Here is a 19,734-nt window from a genome sequence, read left to right as displayed (position 1 = left end):
ATGGTTTCTTTACCCTCCATCACATCCTCGACATAGATACCACCAATGCCTGGAGCTGCTCAGAATTCAGCTCCATTAGGTCGCCATGCCGATTACTCGGCCAGGAAAACCTCCTCTGATGCAGACACCGTGCCGCCAACCAAACGCCTAGTCCGTCGTGCACCAACACCTTCATGCGATTGCCTCGGCGGTTGGCAAAGAGATAAGCACAGTGCGGCTGCGCCGCACCGAAGACAGCCACGACCCGGGCGAGCGCTTACTCGGTGCCGGAGCGAATATCCATCGGTTCGGTGGCCAGCCAAATTGCGTCGATGCGGATCACGAAGCAAGTCCACGGACAAAACTGACACATCCTTCGGGATCGGAAGACGGCCATTTCACCGTGATGGTGTGCTCGCCAAATGGCAGCTCGATGATCACCGATGACTCGGCCTGCCTTTTCGGGGCGACCTTTACCGGAACAAACGCCGACAGGGTTGCGGGTAGTTGATCTCGGAAAAGTGGTAGCCAGTTACGGATCACGTTGGCATTGATGCCGTGACTGATGGCCACGCTGGAAATGGAGGCGCCGGGCTGCAGGCATTCCTGGACAACCTGGGCTTTGAACGACTTGGAGTAAGAGCTTCGTTGGCGCATTTAAGGGCTATCGCGTCCGCTTAAAAATAAGCGGACACCATCGCCCTTAATTTGGGAGATCGGTAGGCGTGTTCACCGTTCGCTTACACCTCAGCGCAAGGTGGGATGCCCGGATGGTTACCCCAAGTCGTCGTCAGCGAACGGTTAATCCGTTAATCGTCTTGATTGCGCCGCTCGCCAAGCGGCGCAATCAGATGATTGTTCTGCGTGGTTTCTGAGTTTAAGCTGCCTTTTTCCTTCGGCCTTCCAAGTCATCTCGCCACTGCTTGAGCGATTCAATGTCGGCTTTCAGTTCGGGCTCTTCTGGAGCTTGTACCGGCATCTCATCAGACTGGCTGTGCTCAAAGCAGCTGTATTTGGTCATCAACTCGTCAATTTTTTGAAGATCCTCACGGGTGATCCCGAGAAGGGCAGGCAGACGACCATCTGTGGAAATGCCGCGCCTATGGCGTACGACGATTTTAAACAGAAGGTCATCTTCAACCGACCTTTCGATTAATTTCCTGAAATCGCTACAGATACCTTGAGCTAAGGCATAGTAAGCAGTTGCACCTGAATCTTCGCCCGCTTTCTTGGCGTCCCTGACGCGAGTCAGCAGGATGTTGTTTGCGGTCTTCGTCGAGCTATTCCACACTGCTTGATCAGCAGGGTGTCCTGATGCTCCACCAAAGGACTCGATGCACATTTGCTGGAAGTTATCCTTCTTCCAAGAATCACCAACTTTCTTGGCAACGTCATCCATCGCTCCGTAAAGCGAAAGCCTGTGCGTAAAAATAAGGACCTGCCGTTCTTTAGCCAATTCAGCTAAGCGGCATGCGACTTTCCATTCGAAATCATGATCTAGCGACGAGATTGGGTCATCGAAAATGAAAGGGGCGACACCTGGTTTGTCGGTAACGTCCGCAAGGAAAGCTGCAAGGGATATGATCCTACGCTCACCTTCGCTCAACACTTTGTCAGGCGAGTAATCACCATTTTTGAGAGCTTTGAGTTTGAGCTGATGAAGCACTCTACCCCGAGTGGTTCTGGTCTTTATCAACTCAACCTGAATTCGGGTGGCACCTAGAGCACGCAGCTCATCATTGAAGCGCTTGACGTATAACTCGGTAACCACGCTTTCGGAGATTTCGGTTGCCTTGTTAGAGATACGACGAGAGCTTGCACTAGTCTTCAGTTTGTCGAGCAGCTTGTGGTCCTTGAGCCTCTGTTGTTCCTTCCTGACTGCTTCACTTTGCTGCGAAACCCATTGGCCAGCCTCCAATGAGGTTTTATCAGCGACAGCTTTCGGCCTGTCGAACTGAAGCGCATCTTGATCGAATTGGTCTGCTTCCAAAGTCAGCTGCTGCGCGAATTGTTCAAGTACAAGGAGATTCGCGGCTACATCGGGGACCGTACCCGCCAAGCCTGACTGCTCGTGATCCAGCAGGGCTTTCCTCGATTCTCCGACACCTCTCCAAAAGCCCCACACTGCTGCCATCCACTCAGGCGTGGTTCAAAGCTGCCGCAGTGCACTGCGTCTGTACCTCGGCCTCCGTCGGGCTGTTAGGAAGCATACGGAGAGTTTCGCTGTAAGTTTGCTCGGCAGACTTTGCATCTGTTTCCAGGCGGCTTTGTACAAACAGCTCGAAATCGTTGAGTCGATCTTGGGCTTCAGCCGATAGTTCTTGATGGCAGAGCACGCAGCGCCCGTCCACGGTAACTGGATAATGCTGGTCCGGATACGGCGTTTGGGAATATGCGCGAGCCGCCTCCCACATTGCTTTCCATGTCGGCGTACCGACGCCTTCTAAAATCGCTGATTTGGCCTGCGCGCCTTCGATCGCAATACGTCGTTTGTCACGGGCGTTTGATCGCTGAGTGCGGATAGTTTGGATCTGCTCAGCGCCGAACGCCGCCACGGCTATCTTGATGCCTTTGACGATATTGGTTACTTGGACGCAGGTGTCGCGTTTCTGTTTCGCAAGCGATGAGGGATCACTGGTCTTCAGTCGTTCATTGAGCGCTTCTAAACTACCTGCGTTCTCTGGAGTCCAGCGTAAAAGATTATCGACAGCTGATGGTGCCAGCGCGCTAAGGCCTTGATAGCTCTTGCCGGCGCTCGTGTCTTTGAGGGTAGCGGGGATAGCCGGGAGCTGGCTCACAAGCTGATCTTGTTCAGCCTGCAAGGTGTCCCTAACCGAATCAGTCGCATTGGCCAGCTTCTCGAACAAACCCATGATGGGCGGGCTGTACGTGGCCGCGCTTTCGCTTTTCAGGTAATGGAGCGCCTCTTCACTATCGAAGATGTCTATCTCCCGCAATTGTTCAATCGCGGGGTGGGTGATATGCCATTCAACGCTTTCCGATGACTGATCCAGTTCAAAGCTGAGGGTGCATTTGCTGGAAGCTGGAGCCGCTTGGAAAACGTTTGGTTTGAGATCACTGGCGCGAGCTTTGCCTGTCGCTTTTTTCAGAATCCTCGTGTAACAGGACTTGCCGGAGCCATTATGCCCGTAGATAACCGTTAAATTGCCGGTACCAAAGTCTAAAGGCGCCCTGGGACCAAGGCTCTCAATTCCTGTGACGTCTGCAATACTTCGCAATCGGAGCACAGAGCCAGCTGGAGCGTGTGTTAGCTCATCGAATGTTCGATGTTTCGAGACGGCCTGCCCTGACGGCGTTTTTAACAGTGCGGTAATCTGGGAAATGTCATCCTGGGTGAGATCACCGTTTTTAAGCAGCCGATCAGCAGCCTCCTGAAGCCAGTCCGGCTGCTCAAGTAGCCAGATGCGTACCTGTCCCTGCGCGTCCATACGATTCCCTTCTGATTATAAGTCAGGAGACGCTAGCAGAGTGCCATTAGCTTAGCAATTTAGCGCGCGCTTTTAAAATTGCAGTCTTCGCGCTGCGTCCATGATGTGCGGCTGGCTTACACTGTTGCTGCCGCACAAGTGGGAGTTCGTTTAACCACGCAAGGTGAATCGTCCCCGGTTTAGTAGACGCGTTGAGTGCCTGCTTTTGGCTCGTTGCCAGCGGCTGAATCGCCGCTACTTTTTTAGCCGTGCGACTGGCAACTGCTGGCCGACTTTTGCCGGTCATGATGGGCAGAAATCGAGCCAAATAGCGCGCTCGGCGATGTCATACGAAACTATGATTACTCAGTACTGAAGATGCCGACTTATGAAGTCGGTAGCAATCCATTCTCGGTATAGGCTGGGAAAGAAATCATCGACTCGGCCGGAGGGTGCTCGTAGGCGGAGGACAACACAGCACTGAGTCGATCGCCCAGCAGATTCCAGGCACGTTTCTTCTCTTCGGCATAGTCGTGATGCAGGTAGTGGCGTCTCACCCTAGAACCGGCCAGCACATGGTTTTGGCAGCGATCGATGACGTCCAGGCTGACCCCCAAAGCCTGCATCATGGTTGCGCCCGTACGGCGCAGGTCGTGCGGCGTCCAGTCGCCGTTCTGGCCGTCGGCCAGGACCAGGGTATTGTCATGACGCCGTCTAGAGAGGGCCTTGCGGTTTTTGAAGCGAGCCTGGCGGTCACCGACTTGCTTGCTCACCACTTTCACGTCCACATGCCCTTCATCCTGCTTGTTGGGAAAACACCACTGTGAATCTCCCGTCAGGGTTTTGAGTTCCTGAAAGAAATGCAGGGCAAAGGGGGAGAGGAAGACATGGTGGTCCTGCTTCTTGCCCCGGGTGCCCTTGACGTTTTCACTGGGGAGGAACCAGGTCTGCTGGTCCAGATCGACATTTTTCCATTCGGCCTGCAGCAACTCGCCAATCCGGCACAAGGTGCCCAGGCTGATCCAGAGCGCGAGCTGCGTTTCCTTCTTTAGCGGCCGAATGCCGTCGTATTTTTGTCCCGCGGGGAGGGCGTCGTAATCGGCGGTCATTTGCTGGAAACGATTGTGCAGTTCCAACAGCTCCGCCGGGGAAAGGATGCGGCTTCTTTCTGCCTCGTAGTGAGCTGGGATCAGAGGGGAGATGTCGACCAGCTCAGTTGGATCACCCTCGATCAATAAGACCCGCCAAGGTTGGCGCTTTCTAGCCCAGCTAAACATCTGGGAAAGGTCGGCGAAGAAACTGATGGCTTGCCGGTGAGCGCCGCGGTTGACCACGGTGCGGATCAGCGCCCGAACATCGTGTTCGGAGACGCTGCTCACTGCGGTCTTGCCGAGTGCTGGCAAAAGGTCCTTGTTAAAGCGTCGTTGCAACTCGGCGTTGCCATCTTTACGCGCGACGCCATCCAACAGCCAGGCCTTGGCCAGATCCTGGACGGTCAGCGTTTGCACCTTCGTCGTTTTTACTTGTTCGTCCTCTACGTTAGCCGCGGCGTATGCCTGTGCCTTGGCAGTTTTCTTGTGCTCGTTGGGATTGATTTGCTCATCAATGAGTGCCCGTGCCTGGTTGCGGGCCTTGCGAATGTCCGTCAGGGATTTGCGTGGCCAGGACCCGCAGGCGTATTCTTTGTTCTGGTCGCCCCACCGATAGCGATAGAAAAAGCTGACCGACACGCCGTCCTTACGCAGGGAAATTCGACCCGCGAGATTGCCATCTTCCCGGAGGATTCGGCCTGCATCGTTGGCGGTCAGCGACTCGAGTTCTTTGATGGTGATTTTGGCCATGAAACGGACTCCCCCTACTTTTACCCCCACAAAAACGTCGGCTCTTGATGGACGTTACTGGACTCTCCTAGAGCAGAACACCGCTGGAGCTCAAGTAAATACTAGCTTAGAAAAATCCAGAGTAAAATTTTGGAAGCTTTCAAGAAGTACGAAAAAGGAGATGGGGTGCTAGGGGTCGAGTGTTCGAATCACTCCGTCCCGACCATTATTCCTGAGTAAATCAGACTCTTAAGCCGATCAGATAGATCGGCTTTTTTGTGCCTGCGCAAAACCCGCGAAAGCTACAGATCTTAGTGCAATTGTTAGCAGGTTCCGACTGAGCTAACCAGTTAGAAGGATTCATGGGGTTGCCCGTTGGAGACTATTCTTGAAGCTAATGGGCGAACGGCTACCGTAAACCGGCAGCCGCCCTTGCGCCCCTTAAACCTTAAACCGCTCCACCAACCGCTCCAATTCATGCCCCAACCGCGCCAGCTCGTTACTCGACGCTGCGGTTTCTTCGCAGGTGTTGGCCGTCTGGTCGGAGATGTTGCGAACGTTGATCACGCTGCGATTGATCTCCTCGGTGACGGCGCTTTGCTGTTCCGCTGCCGTGGCAATCTGCTGATTCATTGACTGAATGATTGAGACCTTGCCCGTGATGTTCTCCAGCGCATTGACCGCCCGATGGGTGCATTCCACGCTGCTTTCGCTCAGTACCCGGCTGCTTTCCATGCCTGAGGCGACGGCGTGGGTGCCGCTCTGTACCCCGGCGACCAGGCTTTCAATTTCTTCAGTGGAGCGCTGGGTACGCAGTGCGAGGCTGCGGACTTCGTCTGCCACCACTGCGAAGCCACGGCCAGCCTCTCCGGCGCGGGCCGCTTCGATGGCCGCGTTCAGCGCCAGCAGGTTGGTTTGCTGGGCGACGGCTTTGATTACATCCAGTACGCCGCCGATCTTGTCGCTTTGTTCCTGGAGATGGCGCACCGCTTCGGCCGACTGGTTGAGTTCTGCCGCCAGGCGTTGGATCTGCGCAATCGCCTCACCCACGATTTGCTCCCCCTCGCAGGCTTGTTGATCCGCGCTGGACGCGGCCGCAGAGGCTTCTTCAGCATTGCGTGCGACGTTGTGAACAGTGGTGGTCATCTCGTTCATCGCGGTGGCCACATGATCCGTTTCGGCTTTTTGATTGCTGATGCCGGAATTCGTGTGCTCGGTGACTGCCGACAACTGCTCGGCCGCGCTGGCCACCTGGATAACACCGGAGCGAATACCGTCAATCAGCTCATGAAGGTTGTGCATCATCTGCGCAAGGCCTGATTGCAGTTGGCCCAACTCGTCACGCCGGTCGACCTTTACAGGTTCGGTCAAATCACCCTGGGCAATGCGGTTCACTGCCTGGAGCGTGTGTTGCAGTGGGTTCACGATTTGGCGGGTGATGACCCAGGCGGCGAGTGTACCCAGCAACAGTGCCAGGGCCGCGACGAGTCCCAGCAGCGTCTTGGCAGAGGCGGCATCGGCATCGCGTTTGGTATTTTGCGATTGAATGAGGGTTTGCGTGGTGTCGAGTAACAGGTCACCCAACTGCCCCATCCGTTTAAATAGCGCCGCCTGGTCAATGTCAGGCGTGGACAGGTCGTGCAGGCGTTTTCCGTACTCGTTGACCGCATCTTCCTGCTGCTGGATCAGGTCTTCATCCATCGGCTCGATAAACAGTTCCCGGATACTGTGCAGATGGGCTGCAAGTTGATCCAGGGTTTGTTGCAAGGGTTGATAGGCATCCGCTGGAGCGTTGGTACCGATGCGCAAACGGATGATTCGCAAGTCTTTGGTGTAGTTGCTGATCTGCGCAATTTTTTCAACCTTAAGCCCGCGCTCGGTCAGTGTCACAACGGCGTACCAGCCGGTCGCGGCCAGCAAGAGCGCAAGCCCCAGCACCAGGCCGAACCCCCAACTTAATTTAGCACTGACTCGGATATTGCTGATCCAGCCAAACATACAGACTCCCGAAAATAACGCAGGTTGATTATTGATCCCCTGAGTGTCGACCAAGACCTCCAGTGCTTTAATTTTCAGCATGTTCCACACCTCAACTTGGACCTTGTGTGAAAAAATATAGCCAGGTGGTGTTCATGGGCTGTAGTGTTACTGAAAGGATACAGCCTTATGTTTTTCAGGCGTTGGCGGGGATGGTGGTTAGTAAACTAAGTTGGTTCTCTGAGACCCACAATGTTGTCTTGTGCTTTAGTCGAATATCCAGAAGGACCGAGTTCTGGCTGGCCAGAATGTTTGCGGCTAACTATCGAAAGACAGGAGGCCGTCACCAGGTATTTAAAGGTTTATGGTTTTTTTTAGGTAGGAAAACAAATGGTCCTGGCAGGCCCTGTATTGGTTTTCCAGGTTCTCGACTTCCCACATGCGCGCGAGCCAGACGTCATCACAGGCTGCTTCCAAATGGTTGACGGTTGTCATCCAGGCCGTTTGGGCGTTAGCGGTTGCTTGTATTAAATGCAATAGCTCCTCATTAATCGCAAGTGCATTCGGTGTGGGGGGCTTGAGGGACATTAAAAATACTCAAAACTATTTCAATAGGGGGGGATTAGGCTGCGCACTATAAGGCCCTGCTCGCGGGAGGCAGTATTCGACTAATGGCTAACGCGGTGAAACAGTAAGGTTCATAGCTTTTTTGTGCGGGTATTCACCCTGCTTATAATGTCGCTCACGAGTTGTAGTGTATTTCACGGATTAAATAGATGATTCGGTTCAGCCGATAAGTTGAGTCTTAATTAAATCTGCATTCAATAACGTGCCGCTGCGTTAGTACGGTCTTAGCTATAAGTTAGATCAACGGCAGCGGCATTTTTCCAGTGCAGTATCAAACCACAGGCTGCCGCCGATCAGCAGACCCCGGAACCGGTGCCTTGCGACGGGGTCAGCGTTGGTGAAATCCTCATGCGCGGCAACACAGTAATGAAGGGCTACCTGAAGAATCCCGAAGCCACCCGTTGCCGGAAACCTCGACGGGCAAGATCCAGAAGTTCGTGCTGCGCGGCTGGGCCGAGGCGCTTTGAAAGGAGCCTGTTTGACCGATGAAACGTCAGTACGTCATCAAGGGCGTCGCCGTCATACAAACGTCATTTGGAGGCCCGGCATTGACCTGGTTTTACACGATTAAATCCCAGGCAAAGAAAAGCCCGCGATGGGGAGTGCGGGCTTAAAGGGATGTTCACCAGGAGCTGGGTTAACCCTAGACGCTCGACTGTGAAAGGTATGTGAAAGGGCGCCAGTCGCTAAGGGCTCGCGTCAACCGTGGATAATTGACTGTGGCAATGTCGAGTTCGATTCCGGCGACACTCAAGGCAGCTCCTAATCATCAACCTCCCTTGCTTCATGGCTTTTGGAGCATCGCTTCCACTTGCGCAACGGTTACACGCGCAATGACGCCGTCCGGAATTTTCGAAATATCGGATAAGTTGTAAACCATGAAGTCATCCCCCATGACTTTCTTGGACATCAACTCAAACGACGGAAGTATGCGGGTGTCATAGTGCTGGTCGAGCCCGCAGGGAGAGTTTATGGAGTCTTTCGTTTCGTAAAACCTTCCCGAGTTTTCGTTCAGGTCGACTCCAACCAGAAAAACCTTGGAGAACCCGACGTGAAATGCCAGCTGTATCGCCAGGTAGGCCACGGTTCGAGCATCAAAAAAGCCCTGGCTCATGTCCTTGCTGAACCCGATCGGCCGTTTCCGAAAGGTGATCAAGGAGTGATCGGTTACCAACTCTTTTTGTCTCCCGAGCGCCACATCGAGCCACGACGGTTTTGTAGCCTTGGATAACGGGTAGAACTCCCCGGTTGGAGGAACGCGGGATGATCGCGCATGGTCTTCCCATAGCGCGACCCTTTGGCTGACCGCCATGGCGTAGTTGAATAAATCCGGCTGTTGTGTGGAAAAGCTTCTGTCCGTGCAGGCGTAAAAACTCGGTTTGATGCCGGTATTCATAAACATCGAAATCGCCCCATTCATGGTAATCATGGGGACGTGTGCAAATTTTTCGAGGGGAAATGATTTGGCTGACGGGCCGGAAGCAATAATAAAAACCGCACCTGACTCGGCATTCCGACAGGCAGCAAAATCGTGCAGGGTCAGTGAGGGTACGCTTGAACGCCACGGCGCTGACACGGGTGCAAACACAGCCAGCTTTTTGTCGGCAACAGGCTTGGCCTCGACGAAGGGCGTCTGTTTCATCCGATCTATCCGCGTAGTGAAAGGAAAATACATACATCAGCCGACCAGGGCTCGACAGCAGAGTTCCTTTATAAAAAAGAATACATAACCGCGGCTTCACCAGACGTCCGGTATCTGTGTAGGGCCTTTCCCAGAAGGGGGAAACGCATCAACACGCCACCCCCTTTAAAACGTCTGCCCCATGGAGAACTGAAACACCTGCTTGTCCGCGTTCTCCGGCGTGCGAATCGGATACGCCAAGTTCACACTCAGAGGTCCCAGCGGGCTGTACCAGGTCACTCCAACCCCCACCGAACTGGCCATCTGGCCCAGGTCCACGCTGCCGCAGCCCTGTGTCGTGCTGAGGTAGCACTTGTCCGAATACACCGTCCCCACGTCCCAGAACAATGAGGTGCGCACGGATTTGTTGTCTTTGATGAAGGGCACCGGGAACAGGTATTCCGCGCCGCCGGTAATCAGGATATTGCCGCCCAGCGACTCGGTGTCCCGATCCGAGTAGTACGCCTGCCCGGCACTGGCGTAGGCACCGGTAGCCGGGGTGTTGCGCGGGCCGAGAGTGCCGCTTTCAAAGCCGCGCACCGTGCCTTCGCCGCCGGCGGTGTAGGTTTCATAGAAGGGCAGCCCGTCTGTGGAGCCATAGCCGCTGCCGTAGCCGAGCTTGGTGTGAAAGCGCAGTGATGTGTTGTTGCTGACAGGCAGGAACGTCTGCCCCGTGTAGTCGATTTTGTAGAAACTCAGGTCGCTGCCGGGCACCGTCACCATCAGGTTGAGGTTTTGCGAATGCCCGCGAGTCGCTAGCACGCCTTTGTTCAAGGTCGACTCCGACCAGCCAAGGTTGGCCTTGAAGTTGGTGAACTCCTTGCCTTCGCGCTCGATAAAGTCGTAGATCTCGTCGGCGCTGTAGGTGCCAGGTTCGATGCTGTCGTGTTGTACGGTCAGGCCAAAGTTTAAGCGCGAGGTTTCATTGATCGGGTAACCGAGGGTGGCGCCCAGGCCAAAACTATTGATGGCGTAATAGGACACCCCGTCATCGTAGTACTTGTTGTAGTCGGTCTTGCTGTAGAACGCGTTGTAACCCAGGCTCACCCCGTCGGTGGTGAAGTAGGGATCGGTGAAACCGATGTTGTACTTGCTCTGGTAGGACGAGCGGGTCAGTCCCAGGCTGGCGTAGTTGCCGGTGCCGAGGAAGTTGTTCTGGGTGATCGAGCCGCCGAGGATCAGCCCCGAACTCTGGGCAAAGCCGACACTGGCGGTAATCGAACCGGACGCCTGTTCTTCCACGGCGTAGTTCACATCCAGCTGGTCGTCGATGCCCGCCACCGCAGGTGTCTCGACGTTCACATCCTTGAAGAACCCCAGGCGCTCCAGGCGCACCTTGGACTGGTCGATCAGATAGGTCGACGCCCAGCCACCTTCCATCTGGCGCATTTCCCGCCGCAGCACCTTGTCGTCGGTCTTGGTATTGCCGCGGAAATTGATGCGATTGACGTAGGCCCGCTTGCCGGGGTCGACGGAGAACGTGACGTCAACCGTGTGGTCTTCATCGTGGGCCTGCGGCACGCCGTTGACGTTGGCGAACGTGTAGCCTTCATTGCCCAGGCGGCGGGTAATCAGCTCCGAGGTGGTGGTCATCAGTTTGCGTGAGAACACCTGGCCCTTCTGCACCAGCAGCAAGGACTGGACCTGGTCCTGCGGGACTTTCAGCTCACCACTGAGCTTCACCTCGCGCACCGTGTATTTCTGGCCTTCCTGGATGTTCACGGTGATGTAGACGTGCTTTTTGTCCGGCGTCATCGAGACCTGGGTCGAGGTGATATCCATGTTGATATAGCCACGGTCCAGGTAATAGGAACGCAAGCGTTCAAGGTCCCCCGACAGCTTCTCCCGTGCGTATTTGTCGTCGTTCTTGAAAAACGACAGCCAGTTGCTGGTCTTGAGGGTGAACTGGTCGATCAGGGCATCGTCGGGGAACACCGTGTTGCCCACCACGTTGATGTGCTGGATCGACGCCACTTCACCTTCATCGATCTTGATTTTCAAGCCCACACGGTTACGCGGCTGAGCCACCACCTGCGCGTCGACCGACGCCGAGTATCGGCCCTGGGCAACGTACTGGCGCTGCAACTCGTTGCGTATCCCTTCCAGGGTGGCGCGCTGGAAAATTTCGCCCTCGGCAAGGCCCGATTGCTTCATGCCTTTCATCAGGTCATCGGTGGCAATCGCCTTGTTGCCCTCGAACTCGATACTGGCAATCGAAGGACGCTCGACTACATTGATGATCAACACATCGCCTTCGCGGCTCAGTTGGATGTCCTGGAAGTAACCGGTCTTGAACAGCGCGCGGGTCGAGTCCACCAGGCGCCGGTCATCCGCTTCGTCGCCGACGTTCAGGGGTAACGCCCCGAACACGCTGCCCGCAGAGACCCGTTGCAGGCCGTTGATTCGAATATCCGAGATTTTGAAGCCTTGGGCGAGTGCCAGTGAGGCATTGAGCAGCAGCGCAACCGAGCAGAGCAGGCGCGAAAAATTCATCAAGATCTTTTCCAGAACACATCGACAAGCAGCGCCGGCACGCATGGACAACTCGCCGCGCGGCCAGACTGGTGAACATCCAGCATACGAGCGAGGGGCGTTTGGTGCGGTTAACCGAATGTCAAGTTAGGTAAAGTTTGGCCTGGGATACCGATGCCGGGCCGATAATGCGCACCCCCCCACTGACGAGCCCGAGATGATCCGCGTACTGTTGGTCGACGACGACCAGGAATTGACTGACATGCTGAGCCAATACCTCGCGCGCGAAGGCTTTGAGGCCACGGCTGTGCACACGGGGGAGGAGGGCGAGGTGGAGGCGCTGTCGGGGCGCTACAACATTGTGGTGCTGGATGTCATGCTGCCCCAGCGCTCGGGCATCGAGGTGCTCCGGCGCATCCGCGTCGTCAGCCAGGTGCCGGTAGTGCTGCTCACCGCCCGTGGCGACAACATCGACCGCATCACCGGCCTGGAACTCGGCGCCGATGATTATGTGCCCAAGCCCAGCTCCCCCGGTGAACTGGTCGCGCGCCTGCGCGCCATCATGCGCAGGGTGCAGCCGATGGGCCAGCCGACCACCGAAGTGATCACGACCGGCGCGCTGGTGTTGTGGCCCGGCAAGCGCCAAGCGCTGTGGAACGGCCTCGAGCTGGGCGTGACCAGCACCGAGTTCAGCCTGCTGGAAGAGCTGGCCCGCAGCGCCGGCCAGGTGGTGAGTAAAAAGGAACTCTCACTCAATGCCCTCGGTTGCCCGCTGACCCGCTACGACCGGCGCATTGACGTGCATATCAGCAGCATCCGGCAAAAACTCGGGCCGCGCCCGGACACCAAGGCCTGGATCCAGAGCGTACGTGGCCTCGGCTACTTGTTGATTGCCGAATGACCCGGCCCAGCCTGCTGTTCTGGAAACTGTTCCTGGCCTTCTGGCTGGCGACCACCTTGACCTTCCTGGTGGGCGTCGGCGTGCTTGAACTGGGCCGTTTCCAGCCGAATGACCCGCATGTTGAAGCCATGTTGGCGGCCGAAGACAAGCTGCTGCAACAATTCGGTGTCGAGGCGGGCGGCCAGCTCCTGGCGGTGTGGGAGCGCCCGGCGGATGAGGCCATCGGCGTCTACAACAGTGCCGGTCAATTGCTGATAGGTGGGCCCGTGGCGCAGCCGGTCTATGAGCGAGCGGTCGTCAGCAAGGAAGGCCTGGCGCTTTCGATCAGGTCGACCCACGCACCCGGTAACCCGCCCGACCGGCCCTGGCACCAGATCCCGCTGATCATCGGCACGTTGATGAGTGCGCTGTTCAGCGGCTACATGGCCTATTACCTGGCCTGGCCCCTGGCTTACCTGAAGCGCGCCATGGGCGATGCGGCCCAGGGACGCTTCGAAACCCGGGTCAAGCCCGCCATGGGCAAGCGTCGCGACGAAATCGTCGACCTGGCGGAAGACTGCGACCGCATGGCCAACCAGTTGAAGGTGCTGGTGGAGGCCCAGCAACAGCTGCTGCACGACATCTCCCATGAACTGCGTTCCCCGCTGACGCGCATGCAGGCGGCCATCGGCCTGTTGCGCCAGGACGCCGCTCGCCTGGAAATGCTCGAACGCATCGAGCGTGAATCCGAGCGCATGGACACCCTGATCGAAGCGTTGCTGACCCTGGCGCGCCTGCAGGGCCGCCCGGAAAGTATTGAGCGCGAGCCCGTGGATATCGTCGAATTGCTGGCGATGATCGTCGACGATGCCCAGTTCGAAGCGGGCATCAAAGGCTGTCGCGTGCACCTGCAGGCGTGCCCGCCGTTTATCGCCTGCGTCAGCGGTGAGTTGTTGTACCGCTGCTTCGAGAACGTGATCCGCAATGCCGTGCGCTACACCCGGCCGGACACCACCGTGGGCGTGTCGGCGCAGGTCAACCCTGACGCGAACCGCCTCACGGTGCAGATCACCGACCAAGGACCGGGCGTCCACAATGACCGGCTGCGCAGCATTTTCCAGCCGTTCGAGCGTGGAGTGGGCGACGCCAGCGTGGGGTTTGGCCTGGGGCTGGCCATTGCTGCGAGGGCCGTGCAAATGCACGGTGGCAACATCCTCGCGCGCAACGAGCCGGGCGGTGGGCTGACGGTGGAGATCACCCTGCACAGTGCGCGATCTTTACACGACATTACATTGGCTTGACCGCCCTGTACGTCGCGCCTCATTAGACTTGTCACCCTTGATTGAGTGGAGGTGGCGATGTTTCAGGTGCATAAAAAGGGCTTTGTGCCCGGCAGGAAAATGGTCGACGGCCTGGTCCCTTACGACTTCTTTTGCGAAGACAGCCCGGCGATCAATCTGTTTGTGTTTACCGGCGCCGCTACGCCGGGCGCCACGGTCGAGGAACAGACCCTGTGGGGCTTCACGCGGTTGGAACGTTTCGAGGCGATGACCCACACGTTGGTGAGTAACAAGCAGCACGCCGGCTGGTTTCAAAGCGTCAATGTGCTCACCGGGCCTAACCAGAACGGCACGCAAAGCGTGAAGTTCCAGCGCGTGCTGAAAATCATCAAACACGCCAGCCCGGCCCGTAAGGCCGACTACGAGATCCTCACCGACGAAGGCGACACCTATTTCACCCGCCGAGCGGTTGCCGAAAACAGCGCGCAAACCGTCATCTATTCGGCCGAGCCATAACGCCAACGGTGGGCTGCATTCGCCTCAAGCAAAAGCATCTCGCCCACGTCCCGCTGGGTACTTCCGCCCACCAATGGGGCGTCTTCTGCGTCATTGGGTAGCAAATTCCCACGCGACTTTTCAACGCCAGCGCCAGCTTTTTCCCTTCTATCCGATCTGAATCAATCACTTGGCTCCTCTCCGAAGCCGTTGGCACGCATCCTGCTTTTTGTATTCGTGGATAATTGGATACAAAAATTCAAAAGGTGCTGCCGATGCAATTCGCTTCCGCTTACGTTGACCGCCAGCCCCTCACTGCCGAGGAGGAGGCCTACAACTTTCTGCTTGATGCCATTTGCAGCGGTCGCTACCGCAAGGGTGACCGGCTGATCGCCGAAGACATCGCCAGCGAGATCGGCATGAGCCGCATGCCGGTGCGTGAAGCTTTCCGCCGCCTGGACGCCCAGGGCCTGGTGACCCTGCGACCCAACCGTGGCGCGATCGTCAGCGGTTTGGATATCGATGAGCTGCACGAAGTGTTCGAGATGCGCAGCGCCCTCGAAGGCCTGGCGGTGCGCGTGGCCGTCGGCCGTATCGGTGAGCGTCAACTCGCGGCCCTGGAGCGCATGCTCGACGCGATGGACGACTACCGCGATGAGAGCGCCGCCTGGGTCAGCCGCCATCGCGCGTTCCATGAATACCTATGCAGCCTTAGCGGCCGCCCGCGCCTGATGAAACAGATTTCGGCGTTGTACTCCCTGGTCGAGGCACCCATGCGCCTGTGGCTGCAGCACGGTGAAAAACCCCTCAGCGCCCGCCAGGAACACGCGGTGATCCTCGACGCGATTCGTGCCGGTGACGCCGCCCGTGCCGAAGCAGTGGTACGCGAACACATCGAAGGCACCGTGCCGGCACTGATCCAGTTCCTGCAAACCGAACAATAAGAAACACCCGCTGTGTTTTGACGTTGAGCCCTGCCCCGTTATTCAACGAACTGGAGTGTCTGGTCATGCATAAATGCCGCGCCTTGCTGGTGGCTGTCTCCTTCGGTCTCTGCGCACAAGGGGCCTTTGCTGCGCCTCAAGTGCCGGATCGTCTGCAAAAAGTCGACAAACTTGTCTATTGCTCGGGGATGGATTCCCCGCCCCTGGTGTCCTTCGACGAAGCCCAGAAACCCCGAGGGCTCACCGTCGACCTGGGCCTGGAAATCGCCAGGCGCCTGGGCGACAAGCAGGTGCAATGGCGGGTGATTCCGTTCTCTGGGCTGGTGCCGGCGTTGCTCGCCCAGCAGTGCGACATGATCGTCGACCAGCTGTTCGACAAACCCGAGCGGCGCCAGGTGATCGACATCGTCAACTACATGTATTCCAGCCAGTCGGTGGTGGTGCCCAAGGGCAACCCCAAGGGCATCAAGGCGCTGGATGACCTGTCCGCGCACAAGGTTGCGGTGCTCAACGGCTCCACCATCAAGACCCTGCTCGATACCCACAATGAAAGCCTGGCCAAGGCCGGCAAGCCCCCGATGAAACTGGTGGTCTACAACACCGACACCGATGCCTTCCAGGCCCTGCGTATCAGCCAGGTCGACGCCTACGGCACCACCGTGGAAACCGCCGGTTACTACGCAGCAATGGCCCCGGACCTGTTCCAGGAGGGCGTGCCGGCGTTCAGCCGCATCCTCACCGGCCTGGGCATACGCAAGGACGACCCGCAACTGACCGCCGCCGTGCAGCAGGTGATCAGCGACATGCGCAGTGATGGCAGCTATGTGCAGTTGCTGAACAAATGGCATGTCAGCAGCGACACACTCGACTGAGGTTCTACAACAATGAATTTCAATTGGGATGTGTTCTGGCAGTACCTGCTGCAGCCTAGTGGGGTTTACCTCACGGGGCTGTGGCTGACGTGCGTGATCAGCGTACTGGCGATGCTGTTGGGCTGCGCGCTGGGGCTGGCGGCGGCGTTGTTGCGCTTGTCGAAGAACCCGCTGTTGCATCTGCCGGTGCGTTTTTATGTGTGGCTGATGCGCGGTACGCCGCTGCTGGTGCAGATCGTGTTTCTGTACACGGCACTGGCGGCGGGCGGGATTTTCCGCTTTGAGGATATCGAGCTGTTCGGTTTGATCGTCCCCGGCAATATCCAGGCGGCGATCATTGCCCTGGGCCTCAACGAAGGTGCCTACATGGCCGAGATCATCCGTGCCGGTATCGGTGCGGTGGACAAGGGCCAATATGAAGCCGGGCGCTCCCTGGGCATGGGCTTCGCCAAGTTGATGCGACGCATCGTGCTGCCCCAGGCGTTCCGGGTGATCGTGCCGCCGCTGGGTAATGAGTTCAACGTGATGCTCAAGAACACCACCCTGGTCAGCGTGATCGGTGTGCAGGAACTGCTGCTCAGCACCCAGATGATCACCTCGGCCACCTTCCGGGTGTTCGAGCTGTACCTGGTGGTTGCCTTGTACTTCCTGACGCTGACCACCCTCTGGGGCTTTTTCCAGCGCTGGCTCGAAGCCCGCTTCAGCCAGTCAGACCGGCCTTCCGCGCCACCACCGGCAGCCAGTCGCATGTTCGGGCGCAGCACCCTGAAACTGCTGAGGGGACGATAACCATGGCGCACCAAAGTGACGAACTGATCATCGAAGCGCTGGACATCCACAAGTCGTTCGGCGCGCTGCAGATTCTCAAGGGCATCTCGTTGCAAGTACGACGCGGAGAAGTGGTGGTGCTGATCGGCGCCTCGGGCTCGGGCAAGACCACCTTCATCCGCTGCATCAATTTGCTGGAAGACATCCAGGGCGGCCGCATCCGCGTCAACGGCCGCGCCATGGGCTACCGCGAGCGCAGCGACGGCAGCCTGGTACGCGACTCGGAGCGCAACATCGCCCGCCAGCGCCGCGACATCGGCATGGTGTTCCAGCGTTTCAACCTGTTCCCGCACATGACGGCGCTGGAAAACATCATCGAAGCACCGATCCAGGTCCTCGGCACGCCACGTGCCGAAGCACTGGAACAGGCCCGTGGCCTGTTGGCGCGGGTCGGCCTGGCGGACAAGGCCAGCCATTACCCGTCGATGCTCTCCGGCGGCCAGCAGCAACGGGTCGCCATCGCCCGCGCCCTGGCCATGAAACCTCAGGCCATGCTGTTCGACGAACCCACCAGCGCCCTCGACCCGGAAACCGTCGGTGAGGTGCTGCAGGTGATGAAAGAGCTGGCCGAGGAGGGCATGACCATGGTGGTGGTCACCCATGAAATGGGCTTTGCCCGGGAAGTGGCGGACCGCGTGGTGGTACTCGACCAGGGCGAACTCATCGAACAAGGGCCGCCGGAACAGATCTTCAGCCACCCCAGTCATCCCCGTACCCGGGCGTTTCTCAGCCGTGTGTTATGACTTTTTTTGAAGAGCCTTTGCCATGTTGAAATTTTCTGCTCACGAGTACCCCTATCCGTCGCAGCGCCAGAGCGTATTTGCCCGCCGTGGCATGGTCGCGGCGTCCCAGCCCCTGGCCGCCCAGGCCGGTATCGAGATCATGCAAAAGGGCGGCAACGCCATCGACGCGGCCATCGCCACGGCGGCCGCGCTCACGGTGGTGGAGCCCACCGGCTGCGGCCTGGGCGGCGATGCGTTTGCCCTGGTGTGGTGCAAGGGCCAGTTGCATGGCCTGAACGGCAACGGCCATGCGCCGGGCGCCTTGAGTGTCGAGGCGGTCAAGGCTGCCGGGCACGACCGGATGCCGCTGTACGGCTGGACCCCGGTGACCGTGCCCGGCTGCCCATCGGCCTGGGCGGAGCTGTCGCAACGCTTCGGCAAGCTGGCGTTTGACGAGTTGCTGCAACCCGCCATCCGCCTGGCCCGCGAGGGTTTCCCGCTGTCACCGGTGGTTGCCCACCAATGGCAGATATCCTTGAACGAATTCAGCCCGCACCGCGATGAAGTGCTGCAAGCCTGGTTCGACACGTTCCTCATCGATGGGCGCGCACCCCAAGCGGGCGAGATTTTCCGCAACCCGGCCCAGGCGCGCACCCTGGAAGAACTGGCCGCCAGCCGTTGCGAAAGCCTGTATCGCGGTGACCTGGCCGCACGCCTGGACGCCCACTCACGGGCCACCGGCGGATACCTGCGCGCCAGTGATCTCAAGGACTACCGCGCACAGTGGGTGGACCCGATCCACATCAATTATCGCGGTGTCGACGTCTGGGAAATCCCTCCGAGCGGCCAGGGCCTGGTGGCGCTGATGGCGCTGAACATCCTGGAAGGCTTCACCTTCGATCACCGCGACAGCCAACAGACCTGGCACCGCCAGCTCGAGGCCATGAAGCTCGCCTACAGCGACGGCCTGCACTACATCACCGACCCGCTGCATATGCGCATGGCAGTGGCCGACCTGCTCAGCGACGACTACAGCGCCCGCCGTCGCAGCCAGATCGGCGAGCAGGCCCAGGCGCCCAAGCCCGGTGACCCGCACGCCAGCGGCACGGTATACCTGGCCACGGCGGACGCCGAAGGCAATATGGTCTCGTTCATCCAGAGCAACTATCACGGCTTCGGCTCCGGCGTGGTGTTGCCCGACAGCGGCATTGCGCTGCAGAACCGTGGACAGGAATTCAGCCTCGACCCGACCCACGCCAACTGCCTGGCAGCAGGCAAGAAGACCTTCCACACCATAATCCCCGGTTTCCTCACCAAGGACGGCCAGGCCCTTGGCCCGTTCGGCGTGATGGGCGGCTATATGCAGCCCCAGGGCCACGTACAGATGGTGATGAACCTGGTGGACTTCGGCCTCAACCCCCAGGCCGCACTGGATGCGCCGCGCTGGCAATGGCTGGGCGACATGAAGGTCGGCATCGAGCAGGGCGCCTCCCGCGACCTGGCCAATGCCCTGGCCCGGCGTGGTCACCAGGTGCAGATCGCCAGCGACCTCACTGACTACGGCCGTGGGCAGATCATCCTGCGCGACCCGGTCAGCGGCGTGCTGTGCGGCGGCACCGAACCGCGTGCGGATTCCCATATCGCGGTATGGTAGCCAAAGCAGGGCATGGCGCCGCCATTGCCCTGCCATTTTGAAAAAAGTTGGTTGAAGCCTGTCCCCTTTTTTCAC

The 19,734-nt window shown here is 58.2% G+C and carries 16 protein-coding genes and 1 pseudogene; 9 read left to right on the top strand and 8 right to left on the bottom strand.

Annotated elements, in window-relative coordinates; translation table 11 throughout:
* Nucleotides 1-19: 19 nt before the first annotated feature.
* The 6 genes from tnpB to M2397_RS17205 form a co-directional block, all read right to left on the bottom strand.
* Nucleotides 20-241: an IS66 family insertion sequence element accessory protein TnpB gene (gene tnpB / locus M2397_RS30550; protein ID WP_139273005.1), complete on the bottom strand. Its 222-nt coding sequence runs from the start codon at nt 239-241 to the stop codon at nt 20-22.
* A 77-nt stretch (nt 242-318) separates the two neighbouring features.
* Nucleotides 319-636: an IS66-like element accessory protein TnpA gene (gene tnpA / locus M2397_RS17225; RefSeq protein ID WP_084317901.1), complete on the bottom strand. Its 318-nt coding sequence runs from the start codon at nt 634-636 to the stop codon at nt 319-321.
* A 220-nt stretch (nt 637-856) separates the two neighbouring features.
* Nucleotides 857-2,113, bottom strand: a complete 1,257-nt coding sequence (locus M2397_RS17220) for an AAA family ATPase (protein ID WP_259244140.1) — start codon at nt 2,111-2,113, stop codon at nt 857-859.
* 4 nt (nt 2,114-2,117) lie between these two features.
* Nucleotides 2,118-3,428, bottom strand: a complete 1,311-nt coding sequence (locus M2397_RS17215; protein ID WP_259244139.1) for a hypothetical protein — start codon at nt 3,426-3,428, stop codon at nt 2,118-2,120.
* A 365-nt stretch (nt 3,429-3,793) separates the two neighbouring features.
* Complete coding sequence (locus M2397_RS17210) at nt 3,794-5,248, bottom strand: site-specific integrase (protein WP_259244138.1); 1,455 nt, start codon at nt 5,246-5,248, stop codon at nt 3,794-3,796.
* 420 nt (nt 5,249-5,668) lie between these two features.
* A complete protein-coding gene (locus M2397_RS17205) occupies nt 5,669-7,225 on the bottom strand; it encodes a methyl-accepting chemotaxis protein (RefSeq protein WP_131698271.1) in 1,557 nt (518 codons plus the stop codon).
* An 894-nt stretch (nt 7,226-8,119) separates the two neighbouring features.
* On the opposite strand from M2397_RS17205, the pseudogene M2397_RS17200 reads away from it, so the two are divergent.
* Nucleotides 8,120-8,230 (top strand): annotated as a pseudogene (locus tag M2397_RS17200) (hypothetical protein); the annotation flags it as partial.
* Nucleotides 8,231-8,615: 385 nt separating this feature from the next.
* Here M2397_RS17200 and M2397_RS17195 read toward each other — a convergent pair.
* Nucleotides 8,616-9,473, bottom strand: a complete 858-nt coding sequence (locus tag M2397_RS17195) for a lipopolysaccharide biosynthesis protein (protein ID WP_259244137.1) — start codon at nt 9,471-9,473, stop codon at nt 8,616-8,618.
* A gap of 165 nt (nt 9,474-9,638) precedes the next feature.
* Complete coding sequence (gene bamA, locus M2397_RS17190; protein WP_259244136.1) at nt 9,639-12,005, bottom strand: outer membrane protein assembly factor BamA; 2,367 nt, start codon at nt 12,003-12,005, stop codon at nt 9,639-9,641.
* A 196-nt stretch (nt 12,006-12,201) separates the two neighbouring features.
* On the opposite strand from bamA, the gene M2397_RS17185 reads away from it, so the two are divergent.
* The 8 genes from M2397_RS17185 to M2397_RS17150 all read left to right on the top strand — a co-directional run bounded on the left by M2397_RS17185 (nt 12,202) and on the right by M2397_RS17150 (nt 19,659).
* Complete coding sequence (locus tag M2397_RS17185) at nt 12,202-12,885, top strand: response regulator transcription factor (protein WP_259244135.1); 684 nt, start codon at nt 12,202-12,204, stop codon at nt 12,883-12,885.
* A complete protein-coding gene (locus tag M2397_RS17180) occupies nt 12,882-14,165 on the top strand; it encodes an ATP-binding protein (RefSeq protein WP_145336260.1) in 1,284 nt (427 codons plus the stop codon). Before M2397_RS17185 ends, M2397_RS17180 begins: the two co-directional genes overlap by 4 nt.
* Nucleotides 14,166-14,222: 57 nt before the next feature.
* A complete protein-coding gene (locus M2397_RS17175; RefSeq protein WP_131698265.1) occupies nt 14,223-14,660 on the top strand; it encodes a hypothetical protein in 438 nt (145 codons plus the stop codon).
* Nucleotides 14,661-14,914: 254 nt separating this feature from the next.
* The gene (locus M2397_RS17170; RefSeq protein ID WP_184743058.1) at nt 14,915-15,583 is read left to right on the top strand and encodes a GntR family transcriptional regulator; all 669 of its coding nucleotides are present in this window, start codon (nt 14,915-14,917) and stop codon (nt 15,581-15,583) included.
* Between the two features lie 65 nt (nt 15,584-15,648).
* Nucleotides 15,649-16,455 carry an ABC transporter substrate-binding protein gene (locus M2397_RS17165; RefSeq protein WP_167656348.1) on the top strand — a complete coding sequence of 269 codons (807 nt, stop codon included), beginning with the start codon at nt 15,649-15,651 and terminating at the stop codon, nt 16,453-16,455.
* Nucleotides 16,456-16,467: 12 nt separating this feature from the next.
* Complete coding sequence (locus tag M2397_RS17160; RefSeq protein ID WP_259244134.1) at nt 16,468-17,244, top strand: amino acid ABC transporter permease; 777 nt, start codon at nt 16,468-16,470, stop codon at nt 17,242-17,244.
* A gap of 2 nt (nt 17,245-17,246) precedes the next feature.
* Nucleotides 17,247-18,026: an amino acid ABC transporter ATP-binding protein gene (locus M2397_RS17155; RefSeq protein ID WP_092485926.1), complete on the top strand. Its 780-nt coding sequence runs from the start codon at nt 17,247-17,249 to the stop codon at nt 18,024-18,026.
* Nucleotides 18,027-18,048: 22 nt separating this feature from the next.
* Nucleotides 18,049-19,659: a gamma-glutamyltransferase family protein gene (locus tag M2397_RS17150; protein WP_131698262.1), complete on the top strand. Its 1,611-nt coding sequence runs from the start codon at nt 18,049-18,051 to the stop codon at nt 19,657-19,659.
* Nucleotides 19,660-19,734 lie beyond the last annotated feature (75 nt).

This window comes from Pseudomonas sp. BIGb0381, assembly GCF_024809815.1.
In the GTDB taxonomy this organism is placed as follows: domain Bacteria; phylum Pseudomonadota; class Gammaproteobacteria; order Pseudomonadales; family Pseudomonadaceae; genus Aquipseudomonas.
This window is presented reverse-complemented; position numbering and strand designations above follow the sequence as displayed.